This is a genomic window from Paracoccus sp. MC1862, assembly GCF_016617715.1.
Lineage (GTDB): Bacteria > Pseudomonadota > Alphaproteobacteria > Rhodobacterales > Rhodobacteraceae > Paracoccus.
The window spans coordinates 467,950-494,448 of sequence record NZ_CP067225.1 but is presented as its reverse complement, the minus strand read 5'-3'; the positions used below and the strand labels follow the sequence as shown (position 1 = coordinate 494,448).

At 69.2% G+C, this 26,499-nt stretch carries 26 protein-coding genes; 16 read left to right on the top strand and 10 right to left on the bottom strand.

What is annotated here, in order from left to right:
* Nucleotides 1-24: 24 nt before the first annotated feature.
* Entirely contained in the window at nt 25-411 is a 387-nt protein-coding gene (locus tag JGR78_RS02475; RefSeq protein WP_182803971.1) for a DUF2147 domain-containing protein, read from the bottom strand.
* 139 nt (nt 412-550) lie between these two features.
* Here JGR78_RS02475 and hisA point away from each other — a divergent pair, with 139 nt between their 5' ends.
* The 4 genes from hisA (at nt 551) to JGR78_RS02455 (ending at nt 4,454) form a co-directional block, all read left to right on the top strand.
* A complete protein-coding gene (gene hisA / locus JGR78_RS02470; protein WP_182791395.1) occupies nt 551-1,267 on the top strand; it encodes a 1-(5-phosphoribosyl)-5-[(5-phosphoribosylamino)methylideneamino]imidazole-4-carboxamide isomerase in 717 nt (238 codons plus the stop codon).
* A gap of 176 nt (nt 1,268-1,443) precedes the next feature.
* Nucleotides 1,444-1,962 (top strand): preprotein translocase subunit SecG, encoded by a 519-nt coding sequence (gene secG / locus JGR78_RS02465; protein ID WP_182791396.1) that lies wholly within the window; start codon nt 1,444-1,446, stop codon nt 1,960-1,962.
* A 146-nt stretch (nt 1,963-2,108) separates the two neighbouring features.
* A complete protein-coding gene (locus tag JGR78_RS02460; protein WP_182791397.1) occupies nt 2,109-3,755 on the top strand; it encodes a CTP synthase in 1,647 nt (548 codons plus the stop codon).
* 318 nt (nt 3,756-4,073) lie between these two features.
* Nucleotides 4,074-4,454, top strand: a complete 381-nt coding sequence (locus JGR78_RS02455) for a hypothetical protein (protein ID WP_234450829.1) — start codon at nt 4,074-4,076, stop codon at nt 4,452-4,454.
* A gap of 231 nt (nt 4,455-4,685) precedes the next feature.
* On the opposite strand, the gene mfd is transcribed toward JGR78_RS02455, so the two are convergent.
* Both mfd and JGR78_RS02445 read right to left on the bottom strand, forming a co-directional pair.
* The gene (gene mfd / locus JGR78_RS02450) at nt 4,686-8,351 is read right to left on the bottom strand and encodes a transcription-repair coupling factor (protein WP_234450828.1); all 3,666 of its coding nucleotides are present in this window, start codon (nt 8,349-8,351) and stop codon (nt 4,686-4,688) included.
* Nucleotides 8,352-8,393: 42 nt separating this feature from the next.
* Nucleotides 8,394-8,954, bottom strand: a complete 561-nt coding sequence (locus JGR78_RS02445) for a hypothetical protein (RefSeq protein WP_182803969.1) — start codon at nt 8,952-8,954, stop codon at nt 8,394-8,396.
* A 125-nt stretch (nt 8,955-9,079) separates the two neighbouring features.
* On the opposite strand from JGR78_RS02445, the gene hemB reads away from it, so the two are divergent.
* Both hemB and JGR78_RS02435 read left to right on the top strand, forming a co-directional pair.
* Nucleotides 9,080-10,084 carry a porphobilinogen synthase gene (gene hemB, locus JGR78_RS02440; RefSeq protein ID WP_182791400.1) on the top strand — a complete coding sequence of 335 codons (1,005 nt, stop codon included), beginning with the start codon at nt 9,080-9,082 and terminating at the stop codon, nt 10,082-10,084.
* A 95-nt stretch (nt 10,085-10,179) separates the two neighbouring features.
* On the top strand, nt 10,180-11,400 hold the full coding sequence (locus tag JGR78_RS02435; protein ID WP_200559410.1) for a glycosyltransferase: 1,221 nt from the start codon (nt 10,180-10,182) through the stop codon (nt 11,398-11,400).
* A 52-nt stretch (nt 11,401-11,452) separates the two neighbouring features.
* On the opposite strand, the gene JGR78_RS02430 is transcribed toward JGR78_RS02435, so the two are convergent.
* The 4 genes from JGR78_RS02430 to JGR78_RS02415 form a co-directional block, all read right to left on the bottom strand.
* Nucleotides 11,453-12,106, bottom strand: a complete 654-nt coding sequence (locus tag JGR78_RS02430) for a lytic transglycosylase domain-containing protein (protein WP_182803967.1) — start codon at nt 12,104-12,106, stop codon at nt 11,453-11,455.
* A gap of 149 nt (nt 12,107-12,255) precedes the next feature.
* Nucleotides 12,256-12,789, bottom strand: coding sequence for a single-stranded DNA-binding protein (gene ssb, locus JGR78_RS02425; RefSeq protein WP_182791402.1), 534 nt, complete (start codon nt 12,787-12,789; stop codon nt 12,256-12,258).
* A 67-nt stretch (nt 12,790-12,856) separates the two neighbouring features.
* Nucleotides 12,857-13,957 carry a 3-dehydroquinate synthase gene (gene aroB, locus JGR78_RS02420; RefSeq protein ID WP_182803965.1) on the bottom strand — a complete coding sequence of 367 codons (1,101 nt, stop codon included), beginning with the start codon at nt 13,955-13,957 and terminating at the stop codon, nt 12,857-12,859.
* Nucleotides 13,954-14,490, bottom strand: a complete 537-nt coding sequence (locus JGR78_RS02415) for a shikimate kinase (protein ID WP_182791404.1) — start codon at nt 14,488-14,490, stop codon at nt 13,954-13,956. The genes aroB and JGR78_RS02415 overlap by 4 nt, the downstream gene beginning before the upstream one ends.
* Before the next feature lie 198 nt (nt 14,491-14,688).
* On the opposite strand from JGR78_RS02415, the gene JGR78_RS02410 reads away from it, so the two are divergent.
* The 10 genes from JGR78_RS02410 to aat all read left to right on the top strand — a co-directional run bounded on the left by JGR78_RS02410 (nt 14,689) and on the right by aat (nt 25,095).
* Nucleotides 14,689-14,907 (top strand): hypothetical protein, encoded by a 219-nt coding sequence (locus JGR78_RS02410; RefSeq protein WP_182791405.1) that lies wholly within the window; start codon nt 14,689-14,691, stop codon nt 14,905-14,907.
* Nucleotides 14,894-16,504: a hypothetical protein gene (locus tag JGR78_RS02405; RefSeq protein WP_182791406.1), complete on the top strand. Its 1,611-nt coding sequence runs from the start codon at nt 14,894-14,896 to the stop codon at nt 16,502-16,504. The genes JGR78_RS02410 and JGR78_RS02405 overlap by 14 nt, the downstream gene beginning before the upstream one ends.
* Complete coding sequence (locus JGR78_RS02400; RefSeq protein WP_182791407.1) at nt 16,501-17,505, top strand: tyrosine recombinase; 1,005 nt, start codon at nt 16,501-16,503, stop codon at nt 17,503-17,505. The genes JGR78_RS02405 and JGR78_RS02400 overlap by 4 nt, the downstream gene beginning before the upstream one ends.
* A 365-nt stretch (nt 17,506-17,870) precedes the next feature.
* Nucleotides 17,871-19,892 carry a transketolase gene (gene tkt, locus JGR78_RS02395; RefSeq protein WP_182803960.1) on the top strand — a complete coding sequence of 674 codons (2,022 nt, stop codon included), beginning with the start codon at nt 17,871-17,873 and terminating at the stop codon, nt 19,890-19,892.
* Nucleotides 19,893-20,004: 112 nt separating this feature from the next.
* A complete protein-coding gene (locus JGR78_RS02390) occupies nt 20,005-20,916 on the top strand; it encodes a DMT family transporter (protein ID WP_182803958.1) in 912 nt (303 codons plus the stop codon).
* A complete protein-coding gene (locus tag JGR78_RS02385; RefSeq protein ID WP_182791410.1) occupies nt 20,913-21,896 on the top strand; it encodes a lysophospholipid acyltransferase family protein in 984 nt (327 codons plus the stop codon). Before JGR78_RS02390 ends, JGR78_RS02385 begins: the two co-directional genes overlap by 4 nt.
* Nucleotides 21,897-21,947: 51 nt before the next feature.
* Nucleotides 21,948-22,454, top strand: coding sequence for an acetyl-CoA carboxylase biotin carboxyl carrier protein (gene accB / locus JGR78_RS02380; RefSeq protein ID WP_182791411.1), 507 nt, complete (start codon nt 21,948-21,950; stop codon nt 22,452-22,454).
* 4 nt (nt 22,455-22,458) lie between these two features.
* A complete protein-coding gene (gene accC, locus JGR78_RS02375) occupies nt 22,459-23,805 on the top strand; it encodes an acetyl-CoA carboxylase biotin carboxylase subunit (RefSeq protein WP_182803956.1) in 1,347 nt (448 codons plus the stop codon).
* 92 nt (nt 23,806-23,897) lie between these two features.
* On the top strand, nt 23,898-24,266 hold the full coding sequence (locus JGR78_RS02370; protein WP_182803954.1) for a glyoxalase/bleomycin resistance/extradiol dioxygenase family protein: 369 nt from the start codon (nt 23,898-23,900) through the stop codon (nt 24,264-24,266).
* A 115-nt stretch (nt 24,267-24,381) separates the two neighbouring features.
* Complete coding sequence (gene aat / locus JGR78_RS02365; protein WP_182803952.1) at nt 24,382-25,095, top strand: leucyl/phenylalanyl-tRNA--protein transferase; 714 nt, start codon at nt 24,382-24,384, stop codon at nt 25,093-25,095.
* On the opposite strand, the gene JGR78_RS02360 is transcribed toward aat, so the two are convergent.
* Genes JGR78_RS02360 through JGR78_RS02350 form a run of 3 tightly spaced genes read right to left on the bottom strand, consistent with a single transcriptional unit; the run spans nt 24,999 to nt 26,401 of the window.
* Nucleotides 24,999-25,541: a DUF2155 domain-containing protein gene (locus JGR78_RS02360; RefSeq protein WP_234450827.1), complete on the bottom strand. Its 543-nt coding sequence runs from the start codon at nt 25,539-25,541 to the stop codon at nt 24,999-25,001. The genes aat and JGR78_RS02360 overlap by 97 nt on opposite strands.
* Complete coding sequence (locus tag JGR78_RS02355; protein WP_234450826.1) at nt 25,538-26,023, bottom strand: outer membrane lipid asymmetry maintenance protein MlaD; 486 nt, start codon at nt 26,021-26,023, stop codon at nt 25,538-25,540. Before JGR78_RS02355 ends, JGR78_RS02360 begins: the two co-directional genes overlap by 4 nt.
* A 3-nt stretch (nt 26,024-26,026) precedes the next feature.
* Complete coding sequence (locus tag JGR78_RS02350) at nt 26,027-26,401, bottom strand: NADH:ubiquinone oxidoreductase subunit NDUFA12 (RefSeq protein WP_182803950.1); 375 nt, start codon at nt 26,399-26,401, stop codon at nt 26,027-26,029.
* Nucleotides 26,402-26,499 lie beyond the last annotated feature (98 nt).

Genomic DNA, 26,499 nt, shown 5'->3' with positions numbered 1-26,499 from the left:
CCGGCAAAGGGCGCGGCGGCCTGACTATTTCAACCTGGTCCAGGTCTGCGACCTGCAGATCAGCCCGCCCGCGACGCAGCCCGACAGCTTCATCGAGCCGCCGCTGACCTGCGCCTTGCCGTTGTAGGTCTTGTTGTCTGCGGGCCGCAGCACCTTCCCCGCATAGGCGTCCCGGCCCGCAGGCGCCATGCCGATCACGATCTGCTTGCCGATGTTCGGGGACTGGTATTCCTGCTGCCCCTTGTAGGTCTTGACGATGGTCCCGCAATAGGCCCCGCCGCAAGGCACGATCTGGACCAGCGCGACCGAGCCTTCGTCGGGTTGCGTCTGCCAGACTCCCTCGATCGGATCGGCCGCCAGCGCGGCCGTGGCGGCCATGGTGAAGGCGGCGGCGAGCGTGATGGTTCTCATGGGTTCCTCCCTTGTCTCCCTGGCTGCGATTGGCCTGGGGCGCGGCGCTTCCGGCAAGCGTGACGTGAAGTCAGGGCGCACTTTCACGTTTGCCCCCCGTGTGGCATGGGGGGGCCGGTTGCCAGACGGAGCACGAGCCATGATCCTTTACCCTGCCATCGACCTGAAGGACGGCGCCTGCGTGCGGCTTCTGCGCGGCGACATGGAGGCCGCGACCGTCTTCGGCACCGACCCGGCGGCACAGGCCCGCGCCTTCCAGGACGCAGGCGCTGAATGGCTGCATCTGGTGGACCTGAACGGCGCCTTCGCGGGCCAGCCGGTGAATGGCACGGCGGTCGAGGCGATCCTTGCGGCTGTGAACGTCCCCGTCCAGTTGGGCGGCGGCATCCGCGACATGGCAACGATCGAGGGCTGGCTGGACCGCGGCGTGCGCCGGGTGATCCTGGGCACCGTGGCTGTCGAGAACCCCGTTCTTGTGACCGAAGCCGCGCGGCTTTTCCCCGAACGGGTCGCCGTGGGCATCGACGCTCGCAAGGGCCGGGTTGCGACACGCGGCTGGGCCGAGGACACCGAGGTCATGGCAACCGATCTCGCCCGCCGCTTCGAGGACGCGGGCGTGGCCGCGATCATCTATACCGACATCGACCGCGATGGCGCGATGGAAGGGCCGAATGTCGCGGCGACGGCGGCGTTGGCCCGCGCGGTGTCGATTCCGGTGATCGCTTCGGGCGGAGTGTCGCGGCTGTCGGACCTGATCGAGCTGCGGGATACCGGCGTGATCGCCGGGGCAATCTCGGGGCGGGCGCTTTACGACGGGGCGCTGGATCTGGGCGAAGCTTTGGCGGCGCTGCGCTGAATGGGGGCGGCAGCACGGAGTCGAAGGGCCGTATGGGTATTTGGGCCAGAAAGAAGCCCCTTGCGTTCCGTGACGTGAACGGTCGGCTGGAATGCACCCGCAGGCAGAGGCGCCGCTTGCCTTCCCGAGACCCCGTGCCTAGATAGGCGCGTTCCGAAACATAAGGCTGCCGCCCCGTGGAAAACGTCGTCCTGACCGTGCATCTCGTCCTCGCCCTGCTGCTGATCGGCGTGGTGCTGCTGCAGCGGTCCGAAGGCGGCGGCCTTGGCATGGGCGGCGGTGGCGGCGGAGTCATGACCGGCCGACAGGCGGCGAATGCGCTGACCAAGGCGACCTGGATCATCGCGGCGGCCTTTCTTGTCACCTCGATCGCGCTGACGGTGATCGCAGCGCGGAACTCGGTCGGCGCCTCGGTCGTGGACCGCATCGCGCCGATGGGGACCCCTGCGCCGGCGACCGGGCTGCCGAACCTTCCGGCCTATACGCCGCCCCCGGCAGCGGGACAGCCGGTGCTGCCGCCGGGTGCCGCGTCTGCGCCCGTGACGGCGCCGGCCGAGGGTCCGGTGACACCGCCAGAACCCGCGGCTTCGGTCCCGGCAGATGCGCCTGCGGCAGCGGAAGCCGCCGCTCCGGCCGGGTCTGCCGGCAACGTCACCACGCAGACCGTGCCGATCGCTCCTGCGCCCGCCAACTGATCAACCGGAACCCGGGGCGTGCGGAATTTGCGCCCCTTTCAGACATCGCGGTCCGTTGCGGCATCGCGGAGAATCGGTTATAGCCCGGCTCCCGTGATGGCGGTGGCGGATCGTTGCCGCATTGCCGAATTCACGGGGGCTTTCTCATGGCGCGTTACATCTTCATCACCGGCGGCGTCGTGTCCTCGCTGGGCAAGGGGCTGGCCTCGGCGGCGCTGGGCGCGCTGCTGCAGGCGCGGGGCTATACGGTGCGGCTGCGGAAGCTGGACCCCTATCTGAACGTCGATCCGGGCACGATGTCGCCCTTTGAACATGGCGAGGTCTTCGTCACCGACGACGGCGCGGAAACCGACCTCGACCTTGGCCATTACGAACGCTTCACCGGCGTCTCGGCCCGCCGCACCGATACCGTCAGCGCGGGGCGCATCTATTCCAACGTGCTGGAAAAGGAACGCCGGGGCGAATACCTCGGCAAGACCATACAAGTGATCCCGCACGTCACCAACGAGATCAAGGACTTCCTCGCCGTGGGCGAGGACGAGGTCGATTTCATGCTGTGCGAGATCGGCGGCACCGTCGGCGACATCGAGGGCCTGCCCTTCTTCGAGGCGATCCGCCAGTTTTCGCAGGACCGCCCGCGCGGGCAGTGCATCCTGATGCACCTGACGCTGCTGCCTTATCTGGCCGCCAGCGGCGAGCTGAAGACCAAGCCCACCCAGCACAGCGTCCGCGAACTGCGCGCGATCGGCCTTGCCCCCGACGTGCTGGTCTGCCGGTCCGAGCAACTGATCCCCGACCGTGAGCGCGCCAAGATCGCGCTGTTCTGCAACGTGCGGCCCGACGCGGTGATCCCCGCCTATGACCTCAAGTCGATCTACGAGGCGCCGATGGCCTATCACCGCGCGGGTCTGGACCGGGCCGTGCTGGACGCCTTCCAGATCAGCCCCGCCCCCAAGCCCGACCTGCGCAAGTGGGAGGACGTGATGGACCGCCTGACCAATGCGGAAGGAGAGGTCCGCATCGCCATCGTCGGCAAATACACGCAGCTTGAGGATGCGTACAAATCCATCTCCGAGGCGCTGACCCATGGCGGCATGGCCAATCGCGTCCGCGTTCGCCCCGAATGGATCGCCGCCGAGGATCTCGAGGCAGAGGACGGCATCCACCTGCTGGACGGCTTCCACGGCATCATCGTCCCCGGCGGCTTCGGCGAGCGGGGCACGGAAGGCATGATCGCGGCCGCGAAATACGCGCGGGAAAAGCACGTCCCCTACTTGGGCATCTGCCTGGGGATGCAGATGGCGGTGGTCGAGGCTGCCCGCAATCTTGCGGGGATCGAGGATGCAGGGTCCGAGGAGTTCGACCACGAGGCGGGCCAGAACCGTTTCACCCCGGTCGTCTATCACCTCAAGGAATGGGTGCAGGGCAATTACAAGGTCCAGCGCAAGCCTAGCGACGACAAGGGCGGCACCATGCGGTTGGGCGCCTATACGGCGGTGCTGAAGCCCGGCAGCCGCGTCTCCGAGGTTTATGACGGCGCGACCGAGATCGAAGACCGCCACCGCCACCGCTATGAGGTCGACGTGGCCTATCGCGACCAGCTTGAATCCTGTGGGATGGTCTTCTCGGGCATGTCCCCGGACGGCCGCCTGCCCGAGGTGGTCGAGATCGAGGGCCACCCCTGGTTCGTTGGCGTTCAGGCGCATCCCGAGCTGAAATCCAAACCCTTCGCTCCGGCGCCCCTGTTTGCGGACTTCGTGCGCGCCGCGAAGGAGCAGGAACGGATGGTGTGAGCCATCCGTCCCGGACATCGCTGCCATTTGCCTGATCCGCCCGAGCAGGAGAGAGCAAGGCAGCCATTCAGGGGATCTCACTTGTTCCCAGCAGAAAGACGCCCTTGCACCAGACGCCTCGGGTCTTGGCCGGCAGGCGGCCTGCGTCTGAAATCATATCATCAAGGTCATCCCCCTGTCTGGGCTTGAGCGGCACGGAACCACCTCTAGACTGGCCCCATGAATAATCCGTCAAGATCGGGCCTCATTGCCGCCCTGCTGCTCGCGGCTTCTTCCGCCCTTGCAGATGCACCGCTGTTCATCGTGCAGCCGTCGCAGATGCCCTTTGATCTTGGGCCGGGGGCGCCTGCCAACCAGTCCTCGCGCAGGCAGAACTTGCCGACTGCTCCGGGCAACAGCGGCGGCGCGCCAGGGAACGGGTCGGGCATCCGGGCGAATGCGCCGGACAACCCGGCGAACGGACCGGAAGGCGGGCGGGCGATCTGGGTTGGGGATGAGCCGGTGGGCTATTACACCACCAACGGCGGGACGCTGAACCTGTTCGATTCCCGCGGTCGGCGGGTGGCTTATCGGCCGGGCGGAGGGCACACGCGCTCGCTGTTCTCGCCCCAAGGGCAGTGGTGCGGAACGGTGGCGGATACCGGCGCGGGCATGGCCTTCGGCATGACCGAAGCCTGCGCGGGCCGGTTATTCCGCTGACAGGCCAGTTCGGGGCACCGCGTTTTATTCCGTTTAACGGCAGTGAGATCCGCCATACTCGCTGCATGATACGGTTGGTGAGGATCGGATCTGCACCGGCTTCCTGTGCTTTCAAAGGACGTGGCGGCTGAACTCCCCCTATACACGTGTAATTGTCAGGTTTGTGCTGTTAGTCTGCGTCCAGTCGGTGGTCTAGGCCACTCCGTGTGGCATATGAGGCTCCGTTCCGGCCTAGCTCCAGCGTCCCTCCGGCTTCTTCGGCTTCACGGAACGCGAGACCTGCGACCAGCGGGTGCGGCCCGCCTCGCCCGGCTTTGATCCGGGCTTGTCCGATGCGACGCTGCGGCTCTGCGTGGCGGTCGTGGACGCTGGACGAGTTTCGGCCTTCGCCCCGGGCAGAGAAGACGCGGCCTTTGCCGTCGGTTTCTCGGCCTGACGTGCAGGTGCCGTGTCCCCCTTCCCGCCCGCCTTGATCTTGGCCGCAAGCTCCTTGGCGACGGCGAAGGCGCCCTTGATGCGGTCGGCCTCGGCGGGCCAGAAGCGGCTGACGACCAGCTTGTTGTCGCTGATCCGCGCCGCGCCCTTCTGTTCGTTCAGGAACTCGACCAACCCGGCGGGGTTTGGAAACTTGTCCTGATGGAACTGGATCGTCGCGCCTTTTGGCCCCGCCACTAGCGAGGAGATGTTCGCACGCTTCGCCATTGCCTTGATGCGGATGACCAGCAGCAGCGTGTTCACCTCGCGCGGCAAGGGTCCGAAGCGGTCGATCAGCTCGGCGGCGAAGCCCTCCAACTCCACCTTGGTGGTCAGCTGCGCGAGGCGACGATACAGGTCCAGCCGCACGTCAAGGTCGGGGATGAAGCTTTCCGGGATCGTCACCGGCACGCCCAGGTTCAGCTGCGGCGCCCATTCGTCGTCAGGGGTGCCCTCAAGCTCGCCGGATTTCAGCTTGGCGATCGTTTCCTCCAACATCTGCTGGTAAAGCTCGAAGCCGACCTCCTTGATGTGGCCGGACTGCTCCTCTCCCAGCAGGTTCCCCGCGCCGCGCAGGTCCAGGTCCTGGCTAGCGAGGTTGAACCCCGCCCCCAGCGAGTCGATGGAACCGAGGAACTTGAGCCGCCGGATCGCCTGCGGGGTCAGCGGCACGCGCGGCTTGGTGGTCAGGTAGCAATAGGCCCGCGTCTTGGACCGGCCCACGCGGCCCCGGATCTGGTAAAGCTGCGCGAGGCCGAACATGTCCGCGCGCCAGACGATCATCGTGTTGGCGGTCGGGATGTCGAGGCCCGATTCCACGATCGAGGTCGCCAGCAGAACGTCGTGGCTGCCGTCGTAGAAGGCGTTCATCCGCTGGTCCAAATCGCCCGCCGCAAGCTGGCCGTGGGCGACGATGGTGCTGACCTCGGGGACGTGTTCCTTCAGCCAGTCCTCGACCTCGGGCAGGTCCGACAGGCGCGGGACGACGAAGAAGCTTTGCCCGCCGCGGTATTTCTCGCGCAGCAGGGCCTCGCGGATGGTGACGCTGTCGAACTCGCTGACATAGGTGCGGATGGCGAGCCGGTCCACCGGAGGGGTGCCGATGATCGAGAGGTCGCGCACTCCGGTCAGCGACAGTTGCAGCGTGCGCGGGATCGGCGTCGCGGTCAGGGTCAGGACGTGGATGTCCGAGCGCAACTCCTTGAGCCGTTCCTTGTGGGCCACACCGAAATGCTGCTCCTCGTCGATGATCAGCAGGCCGAGGTTCTTGAACTTCACCTGTTTCGCCAGCACCGCATGGGTGCCGACGACGATATCGACCGAGCCGTCGGTCAGCCCCGCGCGGGTCGCCGCCGCGTCCTTGGCGCTGACGAAGCGCGACAGGGGCCGCACGTTGATGGCGGTGCCCCGGAACCGCTCGGCAAAGCTGCGGTAGTGCTGGCGGGCGAGCAGCGTTGTGGGAGCCACGACCGCGACCTGCATCCCCTGGCTTGCGGCGATGAAGGCCGCGCGCATGGCGACCTCGGTCTTGCCGAAGCCCACGTCGCCCACGACAAGCCGGTCCATCGGGCGGCCGGCCGACAGGTCCTCGGCCACGTCCACGATGGCGGCGGCCTGGTCATCGGTTTCGGTATAAGGGAAGCGGGCGGCGAAGGCTTCCCACTCGTGGTGCTCGGGTTCCAGCACGGGGGCGTTGCGCAGCAGCCGTTCCGCCGCCACGCGCATCAGGCGGTCGGCGATCTGACGGATGCGTTCCTTCAGCCGCGCCTTGCGGGCCTGCCATGCCCCGCCGCCCAGCTTGTCGAGCAGGCCCTCCTCATGCCCATAGCGGGTCAGCAGCTCGATGTTCTCGACGGGCAAGAAAAGACGGTCGCCGCCTGCGTATTCCAGCGCCACGCAGTCATGCGGCACGCCCAGCGCGGTGATCGTTTCCAGCCCCCGGTAGCGGCCGATGCCGTGTTCGACATGGACCACCAGATCGCCTGGTGAAAGCGAGGTCGTGTCCTTGAGGAAGTTCTGCGCCCGCCGTTTCTTCTTGGCGCCCCGGATCAGGCGGTCACCCAGCACGTCCTGTTCGGAAATAACCGCCAGCGGTCCGGTCGCTTGGCCCTCGGTGACGAAGCCTTCCTCCAGCGGCCAGACGGCAAGGCCCAGCGCGCCCTTGGTATCCGGCAGGGCGCGGATGTCGTCGATGGGAAGGCCGGTCAGTCCCTCGTCGGACAGCAACCCGGTCAGGCGTTCCCGCGCGCCCTCAGAAAAGCTGGCGACGACGACGCGACGGGTCTTCTGCAACTCGCGGACATGGGCGGCCAATGCGGCGAACAGGTCGGTCTTCTCGGCCTGCCGCTCAGGCGCGAAGTTGCGGCCCACGCGGCCGCCCGCGTCCAGCACGCCCGGCCCCGGAGGACGCGCCAGAACGGACAGCGAGATGGTGCGGTGGCGGGACAGCCAACGCTGCCATTCCGCTTCGTCCGCGAACATCGCGGCAGGCTCGACCGGGCGATAGACGCTGTCAGCGCCGCGCTTGCCCATCGCCTCGCGCCGGGCGTCGAACTGCTCGGTGATGGTTTCCCAGCGGGCGGCGCGGTGCTGTTCGATATGGTCGTCCAGAACCACCGACGCGCCGGGCAGATAGTCGAAAAGGCTGTCGAGCCGATCATGGAACCACGGCAGCCAGTGTTCCATCCCGGCGACCTTCTGGCCCGCGCTGACCGCCTCATACAGCGGGTCGTTGGCGCCGCCGCCATAGGCCGCGCGATAGTTCTGGCGGAAGCGGGCGATGGCGTCGTCGTCCAGGATCACTTCGGACATGGGCGCGATCTCGACCCGGTCCAGCGCGCCGAGGCTGCGCTGCGTGTCGGGGTCGAAGCGGCGGATGCCGTCCAGCACGTCGCCGAACAGGTCCAGCCGCACCGGGCCTCCGGGACCGGGAGTATAGATGTCGATGATTCCGCCCCGGACCGCATAGTCGCCCGGCTCGGTCACGGTGGGCGACTGCGAGAAACCCATGCGGGACAGGAAGCCGCGCAACTGCGCCTCGTCCAGCCGCTCGCCCACCTTGGCCATGAAGGAGGCCGCGCGGACGGTATCCGCCGCGGGCAGGCGCTGGACGGCGGCGTTGACCGTCGTCAGCAGCACGAAGGGCGGCTTGATCGCCCCGCTCGCCAGCATCGCCAGCACCTGCAGCCGCTGCGCCATGATCTCGCCCGAGGGCGACACGCGGTCATAGGGCGTCGTGTCCCAGGCAGGCATCTCCAGCACCGCAAGGTGCGGCGCGAAGAAGGCCAGCGAGGCGCGCATCGCTGCCATGCGGCGGTCGTCGCGGGCGATGTGGATGACGGGCGCGCCGCGCTCGGCCTCGCGCGCGATCAGCGCGGCGTCGAAGCCTTCGGGCGCGCCGGAAAGGATCAGGGTTTCGGGCATGAAGGCTGAGGTAAACCGCGAGGGGCCGAAGTCAAGCGGCGCTTACAGCCCGTTCGGATGCGCGGCCAGCCAGATCGTCCCCCAGACCGCCGCGACCGCCACCGCTAGCGCCGACATTGCCAGCGTCGCCCGCAGATGCCCGGCGATCCGCGCGGCGATCTGGCTGGCCGCTTCCTCGACCGGCAGCCGTCCGCCTTCGGCCTCGGCCAGGGTCGCCCGCAGACGGGCGGCGAGCCGCAGCCGCATCCAGCCCAGCAGCATCAGGGGGCCGATCAGCAGCAGCAGCGCCTGCGCCAGCCCGTAAACAAACCCCAGCCCCGCCAGCATCGACAGCACAAAGGAGGTCACGCCCAGCAGCACCGCGCCATCATCCTGCATCAACTGCCAGCGCGGCGTGACCAGCGACACCCAGTCCAGCAGCCGCAGCGCAGCGGCTTCATCACTCGCGCCTCCGCGCTTCTGCAGGCTGCGGACCAGTTCGGGCGGGATGCCCAGGGCGCCGCGGCTGACCCAGGTCCAGGTGACGGTCAGCATCAGCCAATACCACAGCGACGAAAAGGACCGCGTATCCAGCGCCTCGATCAGCCCTGCCGTCCCTCCCATCGCTGTCTCCACCTGCGAACCGGCGATCACCCTAGCCACGCCGGCCGCCCGGGGGCAAGCGGGGCCGGTTGCAAGGGGCCGCGGGGTCGTGGCAAGCAGGCCACTGTCCTGCAAGGAGCCGCCCCATGCCCGCCACCCCCATCATCGCGCCCTTCCCCGCCACGCGCCTGCGTCGGCTGCGCCGCACCCCCGCCCTGCGGGCGCTGACGGCGGAACGGCAGGTCTCGGCCCAGAACCTGATCTGGCCGATCTTCGTGACCGAGGTTGCGGGCGGCGAGGGCGAGGTCCCCTCGATGCCCGGCGTGGACCGGCTGACGCTGGACGGAGCCAAGCGGGCGGCGGAAAAGGCGATGGAACTCGGCATCCCCGCGATCTGCATCTTCCCCCATTCCGACCCCGACCTGAAAACGGAAGGCTGCGAAAGGGCGTGGGACCCCGAGAACATCGGCAACCGCGCCATCCGCGCGATCAAACAGGTCGCGCCGGACCTTGCGGTGATGACCGACATCGCGCTGGACCCCTATAACATCAACGGGCACGACGGCTTTGTGCGGAACGGAGTCATCCTGAACGACGAGACGATCGAGGCGCTGGTCCGCATGGCGCTGGCGCAGGCCGAGGCCGGGGCGGACATCCTCGGGCCGTCCGACATGATGGACGGGCGGATCGGGGCGCTGCGGCGGGCGCTGGAAAGCGCGGGCCACAAGGACGTGGCGATCCTGTCCTATGCGGCCAAATTTGCCTCGGGTTTCTACGGGCCGTTCCGGGACGCGGTCGGCGCCTCGGGGCGGCTGGTGGGCGACAAGAAGACCTACCAAATCAACCCCGCGAACCGGGACGAGGCCCTGCGCTGCGTCGCCCGCGATCTGGCCGAAGGCGCGGACATGGTCATGGTCAAGCCGGGGATGCCCTATCTCGACATCTGCCGCGAGGTGAAGGACCAGTTCGGCGCGCCGACCTTCGCCTATCAGGTCAGCGGCGAATACGCGATGATGGAGGGCGCGATCCGCGCCGGCTGGCTGAAACGCGAGGTGGTGATGGAAAGCCTGCTGTGCTTCCGTCGCGCCGGATGCGACGGCATCCTGACCTATTACGCACCACAGGTGGCCGAGGCCCTAGCGCAAGGCTGAGCGTCGTCAAAGAGCCGGCTTCCTGTATCTGTCATAACATTTTTCGGCATGCTAGCGGGGCGGGATGACGCATCCCCGCTTTCCCGGACCCCATCGTGCCTGATCCCGCCGCCCTTGATATCTCCGAAACGCAAGTCCGCTCTCCGCTTCATCCGACACAGGCGAAAGGTGTAGCGGTCCGCACGTCCCGGATCGTCGCCATCTCTGACTTCTGTTCACGGGTGCCGCCCGAGCCTCGGGCCGCACGCGAGCCGGCATCGGGCGCGCTGCCGCCCCTTGCCGACCGCGCCGAGGTCCGGGTGACCGGCGGCTATCTCGAACGCCTGCCACTGGCCGCCGTGGCCTCGGGCCTCGTTGACGCAGCCGAGATATGGAGCTTTGCGGGCCGCAACGGCGAATCCGATGCCGACTGCAACCGCCCCTGCGGCACTCCCGATCCCGCGCGGCCCGGCCTGACCCGCCGGGTGTTCCGGGCGGACGGCCCTTCCCCTTACGGTTCGGCCGAGGCGCTGGCCCATGTCGCGGCGCATGGTGCGCCCGATATCCTGTGCGTCTGGGGCCTCGGCGTCGATGCGGCGCTGATGGAGGCCTGCGCGGGCGCGGTCACGATCTACAACTCCATCGACGCGCCCGCCCTGCGGTTGCCCGACGACATCGCCCGCCGCTTCGACCTGTTCCTGACCGGGGCCGAGTGGCAGTCGGACGAGATCCGCGCCCGCATCCCCGGCGCGCGCTGCCTGATGCTGCCCATCGGCCCCGAGTTCGCTTCGGGCGACACCTTCCACCCGACCGGTGCGCCCAAGGACCGCGACGTGGTCTATGTGGCCTGCACCCAGCCCTACAAGCGGCACGACATCCTGTTCGACGCGCTGGAACGCCGCCCCGGCACCTCGGTGCTGCTGGTCGTGGGCTACGGCCACATGACCGAGGAACTGCGCGCGGACGCTGCCCGCCGGGGGCTGGACGTGGAAATTGTGGGTCCCTTGCCCCATGACGAAGTGAACCGCCAGATCAACCGCGCCCGCATCGGCGTGGTCTGTGGCCAGCACGACGGCGCCCCCGCGATCCTGACCGAATACCAGCTTGCCGGGTTGCCGGTGCTGGCGAATGCGGACCTTGTCTGCGGGCTGCAATACATCACGCCCGAAACCGGCCTTGCCGCCGCACCGGGGGCGGAATTCGCCGCCGCGATGGCCCGCCTGATCGAGCGTCACGTCGACTATGACCCCCGCCCTCATGCGCTGGCGAACTGGGGCTGGCAGGCCAGCATCGTCCGGCTGAAGGCCGGGATCGACACGATCCGGACGGGACGCTGAAAAGGGAAAGGCCGCCCTCGGGCGGCCCTGCAATCGCAATGGCGTCGGCGGCTCAGCCGCCGGCGATGATGCGGACGTAGTTGCGGGTCTCGCGATACGGCGGGATGCCCTTGTGCTTGGTGACCGCGCCCGGACCGGCGTTATAGGCCGCCAGTGCCAGCCGCCAGTCGCCGAAGGTGTTGTACATCATCCGCAGGTAGCGCGCCCCGCCGTCCAGGTTCTGCACCGGGTCGTTCGGGTTCACCCCCAGCTTGGCCGCCGTCGCCGGCATCAGTTGCGCGAGGCCCGTCGCACCCTTGTGCGAGCGCGCGCCTGCGTTCCAGCCCGATTCCTGCTGGACAAGCCGCAGGAACAGGTCCTCGGGGATGCCGTGCTTGCGGGCGGCGGCGCGGGCATGGGGCAGGTACTGGCTGCGCTGGTTGCCGGTATAGCGCGGGATCGACCCGGCGCTGCCGTCGAGGCTGATGACCGTCACCGTCCGTTCCTTGCCGGCGTCGGGCCGCAGCCGCTGGGACCGCTGGTACTGCGCCGCCAGACGCGAATCCATCAGTTGCGTCTGCTTCTGGAACTGCACCGCCCTCGACTTGGAGGACGCACCGCCCAGCCGCAGGCCATCCGCCTGCGCCGGGGCGGCCACCGCAAGGCCGGCAAAGGCCAGCGCGGTGACCTTGGCCCACCGCCTCACGTTCGCGATCACTGCGTTCATCAGGAAGCTCCCTCGCCGCTTATCGTTTTACCGGCACGATACCCGAAACCGGCTTCCGTGCCAGTCGCCGCGTGCCGCATGGCGGGAGACCTTGCGAAAGATCGGCAGAAACCCGCCGATCTCTCGGGGATTATCTTTTAACAACTTGATCAGAAAGGGATCTCGTCGTCGAAGTCCGGCGTGCCTCGGCCCTGGCCACTGCCCGAACCGCCTCCAGAGGGACCCCGGTCAGAGTCGGCATAGCCCTCGTCATACCCGCCGCGCGAGCCTCCTCCGAAGCCGCCGCCGCCCTGTCCGCCGCCACCGCCACCGCCACCGCCACCGCCACCGCCACGGCTGTCCAGCATCGTCAGCTCGCTGCGGAAGGGGCGCAACGCCACCTCGGTCGAATAACGGTCGGTGCCGGACTGGTCCTGCCACTTGCGGGTTTCCAGTTGGCCCTCGATGTAAATCTTCATCCCCTTCTTCAGATATTGCTCGGCCACGCGGACCAGCGGTTCCGAGTGGATCACGACCGTGTGCCATTCGGTGCGCTCGCGCCGCTCGCCCGAGGTGCGGTCCTTCCAGTTTTCCGAGGTGGCGATCCGCAGGTTGGCGATCTTGCCGCCGTTCTGGAAGGTGCGGATTTCCGGGTCCTGACCCAGGTTGCCGATCAGGATGACCTTGTTGACGCTGCCTGCCATGTGCGGCTCCTTCAGGGGTGTCGAATCCGCTCTTACTATCCCGAGGTTTAACGGGGGGTAAAGCCGATCATCTGGCTTGGCCGAGGGTTGCGGCGATCGCCGCCGGATCAATGTCCGAGGCAACAAAGGCCCGCCCGATCCCACGCGCGAGGATCAGCCGCAGCCGTCCGTCCACAACCTTCTTGTCCTGCCCCATCAGCGCGATCAACCCCGCGTCATCCGGCAGATCGCCCGGAATGTCCGACAGCTGCGCCGGCATTCCCATCGCCGCCAGATGCGCGCCGACCCGTGACGGGTCCTCCTGCGGGCAGAGGCCCAGCCGCGCCGACAGGTCAAAGGCCAGCGCGCAGCCGATCGCCACGCCCTCGCCATGCAGCAGCCGGTTGGAATAGCCGGTCGCGGATTCCAGCGCATGGCCGAAGGTGTGGCCCAGGTTCAGCAGCGCGCGGTCGCCCTGCTCGGTTTCATCCCGCGCCACGATGGCGGCCTTCATGGCGACGGAATGGGCCACCGCATGGATCAGCGCCTCCTGGTCCCGGCGCAGACGCGGCCCGTGCTCCTCCAGCCAGCCGAAGAAATCCGCATCCCCCAGCAGCCCGTATTTCACCACCTCGCCATAGCCCGCGCGGAAATCGCGGGCGGACAAGGTCGCCAGCACATCCGTATCCGCCAGCACGAGGCTCGGCTGGTGAAACGCCCCGATCAGGTTCTTGCCCTGGGGCGAGTTGATCCCCGTCTTGCCGCCCACGGAACTGTCCACCTGCGCCAGCAGCGTCGTCGGAAGCTGCACGAAGCGCACGCCCCGGCGCAGGATCGCCGCGGCGAAGCCCGCGAGATCGCCGATCACGCCCCCGCCCAGCGCGATCACGATGTCGCGCCGCTCGATCCGCTCGGCCAGCAGCCATTCGACCGCGCGGCCGAGGTGATCCCAGCTTTTCGTGGCCTCGCCCGTAGGCAGCGCCAGGGCCGAGGATCTGATCCCCGCACGGTCAAGGGCAGCAGACAGCGCGGGCAGGTGCAGGGCGGCCACCCGCTCATCCGTCAGGATGGCGACGCGGGGGCGCGACAGCAGCGGGGCGATTTCCTCGCCTGCGCGGGCGATCAGGCCGGGACCGATGCGGACGTCATAGGAACGCTCGCCCAGGGCGACGGGGACGGTGCGGATCATGCGGGCTCCAGGATGTCGGGACAGGCGGCGCGGATGGCACCGAGCACCCGCGTCGCGGTGGCCTCGACCGTGTCGCGGTCCTGCACCGCCACGGTGATGTCGGCCAGCGCATAGACCGGTGCGCGCTCGGCCAGCAGGCGTTCCAGCGTGCCGCGCGGGTCTTCGGTCTGCAGCAGCGGACGGGTCGGCTTCTGCCTGACCCTGCGCCACAGCGTCGAAAGTTTTGGGTCCAGCCAGACCGATACCCCTGCCGCCGAGATGATCTCGCGGTTCTCGGGGCGCAGAAAAGCCCCGCCGCCGGTCGAGACGATGCCGGGCGGGCCGCGCAGCACGCGGGCCAGCACCTCGGATTCGCGGGCGCGGAAAAAGGCCTCGCCGTCGCGGGCGAAGATCTCGGGGATGGCGGCGGCGGCGGCGCGCTCGATCTCGGTGTCGGTGTCAAGGACGGGCACGCCGAGGCGGCGGCCAAGCTCGGCCCCGACCGCCGACTTGCCGGCCCCCATCATGCCGATCAGCACGATGCTGCGTTTCACCGCTTTCGTTCCTTTCGCCTCCGGCATGGTCGACTCGCTCAAATACAAGGCGCGGGGTGAAAGACCACGGGATTTTAGCTATCCGCTCTCGGTCCCGTGCAAGGGTCGCGGCTTTCAACCGGCGCGGCAACGGGTTATCGGATGGCGCGAAGGCGTGCCAGTCGCAAGTGGGCGGGCCGCGAAGGAAAGGACCTGTCCATGCGGCTGCTGCGCGTCATCATCTTCCTTGCCGTGGCAGGCGTGATCGCACTGGTGGGCTATGCCTATTTCGGCGACATGACCGCCGACCCCAGGCCGATCCGCGTCCCGGTCGAGCTTGACCTGAACCTTCCCCCCGCCACCGCTCCGGCAGCGGCGCCGGCTGCGGCGCCCGCCGCCGCACCCCAGGAGCAAGGCGATCCCGATGCGCTGGACTGATCTCGTCCTGCTCGGCGCGCTGGCCGCCGCCGGCCCGGCATTCGCGCAGGGAACCGGCGTCCCCGCGGCGGCCAGCGACTGGCTGGGCGGCACCGCCCCCCCTCGCCCGCCCGCGACCGGCTGGCGTCCGGGCGAGCCTGCCCCATTCGAGGCGCAGCGCCGCCGCTCGGACCCGCCGCCCGGGCGCCCGGCGACCCTGAAGCCGCCGCGAGAGCTTGCGACCTCGGCCGCGCCACCCCCGGTGGGGGTGATGCGGCTTTCGGACGGCAACCCCGACACCAAGGGCGCCATCCCCGCCGAGGCCGCGCGCCTGCCCCGCGACCTGTGGGGCGCCGCGCCCGCAGGGGACGTGGCGCAGGCGATCGCCGCCGCCCAGCCGCGCCTTGCCGCCAGCCGCGCATTGTTCCAGCGGATGCTGACCGCGCAGCTTCAGCCCCCCTCGGGCGCCGCCGCAGGGGATGAAGGGCGGCTGTTTCTTGCCCGAGTGGACCGGCTGATCGCGGCCGGGCGGCTGGACGACGCCGATGCGCTGTTGCAATCGGCCGGCTGGTCGGACGGCCCGCGCTTTGCCCGCCGCTTCGACATCGCGCTGCTGCGCGACACGGCGGACGAGGTCTGCGCAACGATGGATCTGCGTCCCGGCCTTGCCCCGGACCTGAGCGCGCGCATCTACTGCCTTGCCCGGACAGGCGACTGGAACGCCGCCGCCTTGACGCTGCACGGCGCGAGGGCGGGCGGAATGATGCCGTCGCAGACCGTGGCGCTGCTGGAACGTTTCCTTGACGACGGCTCGGCCGATCTGTCCGAGCCGCTGCCCGATCCCGCGCAGGTCACGCCGCTGGAGTTCCGGCTGTTCGAGGCGATCGGCCAGCCGCTCGCCACGGCCGACCTGCCGCTGGCCTTTGCCTGGGCAGACCTGAACGGCAATGGCGGCTGGAAGGCGCGTCTGGACGCGGCCGAGCGGCTGGCCCGCGCCGGCGCCATCGACCCCGCGCCGCTGGCGGCGGCCTATCTGGACCAGCGGCCGGCGGCCTCGGGCGGGGTCTGGGACCGCGCCGCCGCGTTCCAGCGAATCGACGCGGCGCTGGAGGCGGGCGATGCGGCAAAGGTTTCGGCAGAACTGCCGGAGGCGGCCGCGCTGTTCCTGCAGGCAGGGCTGATCGTCCCCTTCGCGCGGCTGGTCGGCCCCGCGCTTTCCGGGCTGACGCTGGATTCCGGGGCGACCGAGACTGCGGCGCATCTGCGGCTGCTGACCGGCGTGCCGGGCACGCAGCCGGGCGATGTGCCCGCCCACGATCGGCCGCTGCTGGCGCTGGCCGAGGGCGACCCCGGCGCGGCCGTCGCCTTTCCGACCGGCAGCACCGGTGCCGCCTATGCCGAGGCGCTGGCAGCCAGGCCCCTGCCCGAAGCCCCGCCCGAGGGCCGTGGCCTCGCGCTGCTGGCCGCGATGGCGGATGTCGAAGCGGGCCTGGACGGCGACGTTGCCCGCGCCGCAACCGGCCTGCGCCGAATGGTCGAACTGGGCCAGCCCGCCGACGCCCGCCTTGCCGCCGTCGAGCTGCTGCTGACCGAGCACATGGGCGGCCCCCGCCGATGAGCGGCCCGCGCCGCCCCGGCCGTCCGCCCGCGCGGCAGGACAAGGGCGCGGTCGAGGACCTGCGGCGCATCGGCGCCTTTCTCGACGCGCAGGCGGCCGAGGCGGGGGCGGCGCACAATACGCTGCTGGCTTATGGGCGCGACCTTGCCGACCTCGCCGCATGGGCCGCGCGGCAGGGGATAAGCCTGACCACCATGACGCGCGAGGACATCGAGGCTTATCTGTCGGCTTGCGACGCCGAGGGCCTGTCCCGCGCAACCCGTGCCCGCAGGCTCTCTGCGATCCGCCAGTTCACCCGCTTCGCCCTGGACGAGAACTGGCGCGAGGATGACCCCGCCATCCGCCTCTCCGGCCCCGGCCGCGGCCAGCGGCTGCCCAAGGTGCTGAGCCAGGCCGAGGTCGGCAGGCTGCTCGACATCGTCCCGACGCATGGGGCCTCGCCCGAGGACCGCGCCCGCAACACCGCCGCGATGGAGCTGATCTATGCGACCGGGATGCGGGTCAGCGAACTGGTCTCGCTGCCCGTGGCCGCCCTGCGGGGCGACCCGGAACTGCTGCTGATCCGCGGCAAGGGCGGGCGCGAGCGCATGGTCCCACTGACCGGCCCCGCCCGCGCGGCCGTTGCCCGCTGGCTGGTCCTGCGCGACGCAGCCCCCGCCGGCAGCGCCTTGGGAAGGCTGGTCGCGGGCAAGGGCGCACGCTGGCTTTTCCCCGCCGCCGGAGCCGCCGGCCACATGACCCGGCAGGCCTTCCACGGGATGCTTGCGAATCTGGCGGCGGCGGCTGGCCTGCCGCCGGGCAAGGTCACGCCCCATGTCCTGCGCCACGCTTTCGCCACGCATCTGCTGGAAGGCGGGGCCGACCTGCGGGCGATCCAGACCCTGCTGGGCCACGCCGACCTCGGCACGACGGAAATCTACACCCATGTCCTCGACGAGCGGATGCGCGAACTGGTGCTGAACCACCATCCGCTCGCCCGCCGCCATTCATCATTTTCATAGGTGAATGATGCCAAGGGGCGTCTCCGCTTGCGCCGCAGTCCTCGCTTGCGCCGCATCAGATTGGCTGCGGGCGGGAAGAACAACTGCATCGGCCGCCTGAACTTGCGGCAACCACCACGTCCTTCAGTCTTTCGCCATGAAATTGCTCGGCGCTTCCGAATGGGCAGCGGCAAGCCCGTTTGAAAACCGCTCTCCTGATCATCCCGCCGTTGGAAGGGATCGATAAGGTGCATTCGGATAGCCATGCCGGGACCTGCCGGGCATTGCCCCCGTCCGGGACCGCCACGTCAGCCGCCGCCCGCAGCTTGCAACCCGTCCGGTCGATGCCTATCACCCTGCCAACCCCTGAACCCCGGAGCCGCCCCATGCCTCTTACCGCGCGCCGCCTTGCCGATCCCGACCACTGGAACCTCGCCAGCGCGATCCGCGTGCTGTCGATGGACGCGGTCGAGGCCGCGAACTCGGGCCATCCGGGAATGCCCATGGGCATGGCCGACGTGGCGACCGTGCTGTGGGGCAAGCACCTCAAGTTCGACGCCTCGGCGCCTCACTGGTTCGACCGCGACCGCTTCATCCTGTCGGCGGGCCACGGCTCCATGCTGATCTATTCGCTGCTGCACCTGACGGGGTTCGAGCAGATGACGCTCGACCAGATCCGCAACTTCCGCCAATGGGGCGCGGCGACGGCGGGCCACCCGGAGTATGGCCATGCCGAGGGCGTGGAGACCACCACTGGCCCCTTGGGCCAGGGCCTTGCGACCTCGGTCGGCTTCGCGATGGCCGAGGCCAAGATGCGCGCCGAGTTCGGCGAGGAACTGTGCGACCACCGCACCTGGGTCATCGCCGGCGACGGCTGCCTGATGGAAGGCATCAGCCAGGAGGCGATCACCCTTGCCGGGCACCTGCGCCTCGGTCGCCTGATCGTCCTGTGGGACGACAACAAGATCACCATCGACGGCGCGGTGTCGCTGTCGGATTCGACCGACCAGCTCAAGCGCTTCGAGGCGGCGGGCTGGCGGACGCTGTCCTGCGACGGCCATGACCCGGCCGACATCGACCGCGTGCTGACCGCCGCGAAAGAGGACGACGGCCGCCCGGTGCTGGTCGCCTGCAACACCACCATCGGCTATGGCTCGGCCAAGAAGGGCGGCACCTCGGGCGTCCACGGCTCGCCGCTGGGGGCCGAGGAGATCGCGGCCACCCGCCTGGCTTACGCTTGGGAACACAAGCCCTTCGAGCTGCCCGACGAGTTGGTCGCCCGCTGGCGCGAGATCGGCGCGCGCGGTGCCGCCGACCGCAAGGCTTGGAACGCCCGGGTGGACGCCCTGCCCGACGCCCAGCGCAACGCCTTCGCCTCGCGCGTGGCCGGAGAGCCGAACGAGGCGCTCGCTCCCGCCATCACCGCCCTGAAGGAGAAAGCCAGCGCCGAGCAACCCAAGGTCGCGACCCGCAAGGCGTCAGAGATGGTGCTGGAGGTCGTCAATCCGATCCTGCCCGAAACCATCGGCGGCTCGGCGGACCTGACGGGGTCCAACAACACCAAGACCCGCGACCTCGGCATCTTCGACGCCCAGAACCGCGCAGGCCGTTATGTCCACTGGGGCATCCGCGAACACGGCATGGCCGCCGCGATGAACGGCCTCGCCCTGCACGGCGGCTTCCGCCCCTATGGCGGCACCTTCCTCGTGTTCACCGACTACATGCGCGGCGCGATGCGGCTGTCGGCGCTGATGGGCGTGCCGGTCGTCTATGTAATGACCCATGATTCCATCGGCCTTGGCGAGGATGGCCCGACCCACCAGCCGGTCGAGCACCTGGCCATGCTGCGCGCCACGCCCAACACCTGGACCTTCCGCCCTGCCGATCTGGTGGAAACCGCCGAGGCCTGGGAACTGGCGCTGACCACCGACTTGACGCCTTCGGTCCTCGCCTTGTCGCGGCAGAACCTGCCGACCGTTCGCATGGAACATACGCCCGAGAACCTGACCGCCAAGGGCGCCTACATCCTTCGCGAAGCCTCCACCCAGCCCAAGGCGGTCCTGATGGCCTCCGGCTCCGAGGTGGAAATCGCCCTCAAGGCCGCCGAGGCGCTGGAAGCCGATGGCACCCCCACCCGCGTCGTCTCGGTCCCCTGCATGGAGCTGTTCCGCGACCAGCCCGAGGGCTACCGCGCGGAAGTCTTGCCCGAAGGCCCCGTCCGCGTCGCCATCGAGGCCGCCGTCCGCCAGCCTTGGGACTGGCTGCTCATGGGCGAGCGCGGCGACTGGAAGCGTCAGGACTTCATCGGCATGACCGGCTTCGGCGCCTCCGCTCCCGCCGATAGGCTCTACAAGGAGTTCGGCATCACCCCCGAGGCCGCGGTGGCAAAGGTCAAGGCGCTGCTGTGAGACATGCATCGCAGCCCGGCCGCGCGGCCCCCTGCGCTCCGGGTTGTCTTTCGGCCCCAAATATCCCCCGCGGAGCGTCCGGCAGATCAACCGGGCGCAGGGATTCCCCCTGATGGCAACCCTGCAGCCCGAACCGCTTCCGGCGGCGCGACCGAAAGCGTCGCAGCAATCGCTGGGCATCCTCGCACTGCTCGGCTCGGTCTTCCTGTTCACGCTTATGGACGCGACCGGCAAGCACCTGACGCAAGCCGGCTACCACCCCGGCCAGATCGTCTGGTGCCGCATGGCGCTGAACCTCGGCATCGTCCTGCTGGTGCTGGCGCCCCGGCTGCGGCGGGTCGTCCGCTCGGCCTCGCCCCTGCTGCAGGTAGGACGGGGGCTGACGCAGCTTGCCTCTATCGGGCTGTTCTTCACCGCGCTGCAGTTCATCGGGCTGGCCGAGGCGACGGCGATCATGGACATCAATCCGGTCCTCATCACGCTGGGCGCGGCGCTGTTCCTCGGGGAAAGCATCGGCCCGCGCCGCATCGCCGGCATCACCGTCGCGCTGGCGGGCGCGATGATCGTGATCCGCCCCGGCGCGGGCGTCTTTCAGCCCGCCGCCCTGCTGCCGCTGCTGGGGGCGGTCAGCTACGCGGCGGGCGCGATCATGACGCGGATGGTGCGCGGCGACGGCATCGCGACCTCGATCCTGTGGTCCACCGGGGTGGCAACGATCGGCGCCTCGCTGGTCGCCCCCTTCGTCTGGCAGCCCATCGCCCCTGGCGACATCTGGGCTTTTGTGGCGCTGGGCCTGTTCGGCACGCTGGCCCAGGCGCTGCTGATCCGGGCCTTCGCCATGGCCGAGGCCGGCGCCATCGCCCCGTTCGGCTATACCGGGCTGATCTGGGCCGCGCTCTGGGGCTGGCTGTTCTTCGGCGCGGTGCCGGATGGCTGGACCGTCACCGGGGCCTGCATCATCGTGGCGGCGGGACTTTACGTCTGGGCGCGAGAGGCGCAGGCCACCCACGGATCAAAGCCATGACACAGACGCCTGAGGAACCGCCCATTCCCCTGTCGGACCGGCTGACAAGCGGCGCCTTCCGGCTGCTCGTCGGCGTCTTCCGGCTGATGCCCTATCGCCGCCGGGTGCCGGCAATGGGCTGGGCCTTCGCCTATCTGGTCGCCCCGCTCGCGGGCTGGCGCCGGCGCATCCGCGACAACCTCGCGCTCGCCCGTCCCGACCTGACCCCGGCCGAGGTGCGCCGCCTGACCCGCGCCGTCCCAGATAATGCCGGCCGCGCCCTGATCGAAACCTACTCGGGCACCGAGTTCACCGCCCGCGTCGGCGCAAAGGACCGCCTGGCCGGCCCCGGCCTGCCCGCGCTGGAACAGGCGGCGGCGGCAGGGCGGCCCGCTGTCCTCGCCTGCGCGCATTTCGGCAACTACGACGCCATGCGGGTGGCGCTGGCGGCGCGCGGCTGGAGCATCGGCGCGCTTTATCGCCCGATGAACAACCGGGCCTTCAACCGTCACTACGTCCCTGCGATCGAGGCGATCTCTCAGCCGCTGTTCCCCCGGGGACGCACCGGGCTGGTGGGGATGCTGCGGTTCCTGCGGGGGGGCGGGATGCTGTGCCTCGGCTTTGACCAGTATGACCGCCACGGCGCGACGCTGCGGTTCTTCGGCCTGCCCAGCCAGACTGTCCTGACCCCGGCGGAACTCGCGCTGCGCTATGGGGCGCTGCTGGTCCCCGTCGCAGCCATCCGCCAGCCCGACGGGCTGAGCTTCCGCGTCGAGGTGGGCGAGCCGGTGCCGCCCACTGACCCGGAAACCATGATGCAGGTGCTGAACGACGACCTGGAACGGCGGGTGCGCGCGCATATGGACCAGTGGCTCTGGATTCACAGGCGCTGGAAGGACCTGTCCGGACGGCCCGACAGCGATGACGACACGCCCCTGGCGGGTGGTCCCTCGGCGCCTTCGGCCGAAACGGTTTCCCTTGCGCCGCGCGAAGGTTTATAACGCGCGGCGAAAACGCCGCGACCCCAGAACGGCCCAAAGGCAGAGATTTAGATGAGCGAGAACGACCAGACCCGGCATCACGCGGGCGACACCGCCTTTATCCAGGCGCTGGCTGAGCTTCTGAACCGCAACGAGCTGACCGAGATCTCGGTCAAGCGCGAATATGGCGAGAACGACCGCCTGACCGTGTCGCTGTCCAAGCATGGCAAGCAGGTCCTCGTCCAGGCCGCGGCTGCGCCGATGCAAGCGCTACCCGCGCCCGTCGCCCCCCCCGCCCAGCCCGCCGCCGCCGCGCCTGCGGGTGCGGGCGATCCGGCCAGCCATCCGGGCGCCGTGACCTCGCCCATGGTCGGCACCGCCTATCTGTCGGCCGAGCCGGACGCCGCGCCCTTCGTATCCATCGGTCAGACGGTGGCCGAGGGCGACACGCTGATGATCGTCGAGGCGATGAAGACGATGAACCACATTCCCGCCCCCCGCGCCGGGACGGTGCGCCGGGTGCTGGTCGAGGACGGCACCCCCGTCGAGTTCGGCACCCCCCTGATGATCGTCGAGTAAGGCGATGTTCGACAAGATCCTGATCGCCAACCGGGGCGAGATCGCGCTGCGGGTCATCCGGGCCTGCCAGGAAATGGGCATCGCCTCGGTCGCGGTCCATTCCACCGCCGACAGCGACGCCATGCATGTCCGCATGGCCGACGAATCGATCTGCATCGGTCCGCCGCCCTCGTCCCTGTCCTACCTGTCGATGCCCGCCATCGTGTCCGCCTGCGAGATCACCGGCGCGCAGGCGATCCATCCGGGCTACGGCTTCCTGTCGGAAAACGCCCAGTTCGTGCAGATGGTCGAGGACCACGGCCTCACCTTCATCGGCCCTCGGGCGGAACATATCCGCCTGATGGGTGACAAGATCACCGCAAAGGAAACCGCCAAGGCGCTGGGCATCCCGGTCGTGCCGGGGTCCGACGGCGGCGTGCCCGATTTCGAGACCGCGCAACGGGTGGCGTCCGAGATGGGCTATCCGGTCATCATCAAGGCCACCGCCGGGGGCGGCGGGCGCGGCATGAAGGTCGCGCTGGACGAAACCGCGCTGGAAGTCGCCTTCCGCACAGCGCGGTCCGAGGCCAAGGCCGCCTTCGGCAATGACGAGGTCTATGTCGAGAAATACCTGCAGCGCCCGCGTCATATCGAGATCCAGGTCTTCGGCGACGGCCGCGGCAATGCCGTCCACCTGGGCGAGCGCGACTGTTCCCTGCAGCGCCGCCACCAGAAGGTCCTCGAGGAAGCGCCCGGACCCACCATCACCGCCGAGCAGCGCGACCGCATCGGCACCATCTGCGCCGACGCCATGTCGCGGCTGCAATATGCGGGCGCGGGCACCATCGAGTTCCTGTTCGAGGACGACGAGTTCTATTTCATCGAGATGAACACCCGCCTGCAGGTGGAACATCCCGTGACCGAGGCGATCTTCGGCGTCGATCTGGTGCGCGAACAGATCCGTGTCGCCGCGGGCGAGCCGATGAGCTTCCGGCAGGAGGATCTGGTGATCCGCGGCCATGCCATCGAGGCCCGGATCAACGCGGAACGCCTGCCGAACTTCAGCCCCTGCCCCGGCCGGATCACCCAGTATCACGCGCCGGGCGGCTTGGGCGTGCGGATGGATTCCGCGATCTACGACGGCTACACGATCCCGCCCTATTACGACAGCCTGATCGCCAAGCTGATCGTCTATGGCCGCGACCGGCCCGAGGCGCTGGCCCGGCTGAACCGGGCGCTGAACGAGCTGATCGTGGACGGTGTGGACACGACCGTTCCGCTGTTCCACGAGCTGCTGCAGGAACCGGACATCCAGCGCGGCGACTATTCGATCCACTGGCTGGAACGCTGGCTGGCGCGGACCTACGGCTGACTGTCGCAGAACGGCGGGGCGCGCGGTCCTGATTGTGCACCCCGCAGGTTCCGGTCTAACCTTTGCCGGTCTTCCAGCAGAAGGACCGCGCCATGTCGTGGAAGCCGGACGGATACAGCAGCGTCAGCCCTTATCTGCATGTGCGGGACGCGGAACAGGCGCTCGCCTTCCTGCAGGCCGTCTTCGGTGCCGAACGGCTGCGGGTCATCCCGCGCGAGGGCGGCGGGATCATGCACGCCGAGGCGCGGATCGACGAAAGCGTGGTGATGATGGGCGAGGTCGCCGATGCACCCGACTCGAATGTCCATGTCTATGTGCCCAATGCGATTGCGGCTTTCCAGCGTGCACGGGACGCGGGCGGCACGGTGGTGGCGGAACCCGGACGATCCGGCGACGGCGACCTGCGCGGCGGCATCGCCGACGGGAACGGGACGGTCTGGTGGATCAGCACGCAGGATTGACAGGCTGCCGCAGGACTGCCCGGGAGGGTCCTGCAAGCGGGTGGAACACGGGCCGGCGGCGGCGCATGACCGGGCCGGCAGGCGCCGGACGCTGCATCAAGGGCAGTCCGGCCCGATGCTGACCGCCCGGATGCTGCTGAAGGGATATGCCAACGGCGTCTTCCCGATGGCCTGCTCGGCGATCGACCCGCAGCTTTACTGGTTCGACCCCCCGCGCCGCGGCATCCTGCCGGTGGGACGGGTCCATGCCTCGCGCTCGCTGATCCGCAGCCTTGCCCGCGGGGGCTGGACCGCCGACGCCCGCCCCGATTTCGACGCCATCGTGGCGGCCTGCGCCGACAGGCCAGAAACCTGGATCAACGATCCCCTGCGCCGGCTATACCGCGACCTGCATGCGATCGGCCATGCCCATGCGCTAGCGGTGATGCAGGACGGCCAGCTTGCCGGCGGTATCTTCGGGGTGACGCTGGCGGGCGCGTTCTTCGGGGAAAGCATGTTCTCGACCCGAAGGGACGGGTCGAAGATGGCGCTGGTCTGGATCTCCGATCATCTGAGGCGCTGCGGCTTCACCCTGTTCGATACCCAGTATCTGACGCCGCATCTCGCCAGCATGGGGGGTGTCGAGATCAGCCGCCTGCAGTATCAGGCAAGGCTTGCCACAGCGCTGGAAAAGCCCGCCGATTTCCGTGCCCGCCCGCTGCGGCCGGTCGAATCGCTGGTGGCGAGCCTGCGTCAACCGCCGGCCTCGCCTTCCTCCTCGACCGGGGCGAAGTCGCCATCGGGACCCATGCCCTCGCCGCCCTCCGGCTCGGCGGTGTCGGGCTCATAGGTGAGGTCGGGCCGCGTCAGCCCGGTGCCGTCGTTGCAGGACACAACCCAGACATCATACCGCGCGTCATCCAGCGCCGACATGGCGGGGGACGAGGCGATCATCCAGCCGGTGAACAGCGCCCTGCGGCTGCGCCGATCGGTGATGGTCAGTTGCGCAAAGGCATCCGATTCGGGATCGGCCGCGGGATAGCGGCATTCACCCAGCCGCACCTCCAGCCGCCCGAAGGTGACGGAATCGCCCACGGCCAGCGGCAGGTCGGTGCTTTGCCCCGACACCTTGTCGAGCGCCCGCAGCAGCGCCCCTTCGCCGCGGTCGATCTGGCCCTCGATCAGCGGGGCCACGGTTTCGGCGCGGGTTCCGGGGGCGATGTCGGTATTGCCGCGGCTCTGGGCGAAGGCCGGAGCGGCGGCAAGCAGCGCCAGCGCCAGTGCGGCGCGAATCACGGCAGAGCCTCTGACACGGGGCCGGACCCTGCATCGCTCGCCTGCGCGTCCACGAATTTCATCATCAGCCCCAGCAGGCTGACCGCGCCCTGCACATCCTCGATCTCGTCGCCGGGGGCGAGCGTCTCGACCGCCCCGCCGGGGCGCAGTTCGATATAAGCGCCGCCCAGCAGCCCGTCCGACTGGATCAGCGCGGCGCTGTCCACGGGCAGTTCGATGCTTTGGGGCACCCGCAACTCGGCCTCGGCGTAATAGGTCTGCGGATTCAGCCGCACGTCGGCCACGCGGCCCACGCGGACGCCAGCCAGGCGGATCTCGGTCCCGCGCTCGACGCCGTCCACGTTCGGGAAGGCCGCGACCAGCGGATAGGTGCCCTGCCCGCGCTGATCCCAGCCGCCCATGGACCAGGCAAGGAATCCCGCCGCGACCGCAAGGACGGCCGCGCCGACCAGCAGCTCGGCCTTTTCGGCGGAACCCGTCACCGGCTACTCGGGCTGCCAGGCGTCGTAGTCGCGCCGGGGCACAGGCTCGGCCCGGTAAAGCGAGCCATCCGGGTGATAGGCGCCCTCCGTGCCGGTGCGGTTCGGCACATGGGGCTTTTCCCAGGGCTTCCGGGGCAGCGGCACGCGGTTCGGCGGGTCGTCATAGGTAAAGGTCAGCCAGCCGCGCCACTCGGGCGGAACCCGGCTCGCCTCGGCCTCGCCGTTGTAGATGACCCAGCGCCGCTTGCCGCCGGGCGTCTGGTAATAGATATTGCCCTGCTCGTCCTCGCCCACCTTCGTGCCGAAACGCGAGGTCCAGACCTGGGTGCCCAGCGTCTGGCCGTTCCACCAGGTCAGCAGGCGATCGACGATCCACATGGGGCAACTCCGCTTGGGCGCAATCCGGGTTTCCGTATCGCGCATCCCCGGCCCGAGGTCCAGCGCCTTGCGCCATCGTGAAGCACCTTGCGCGGGGC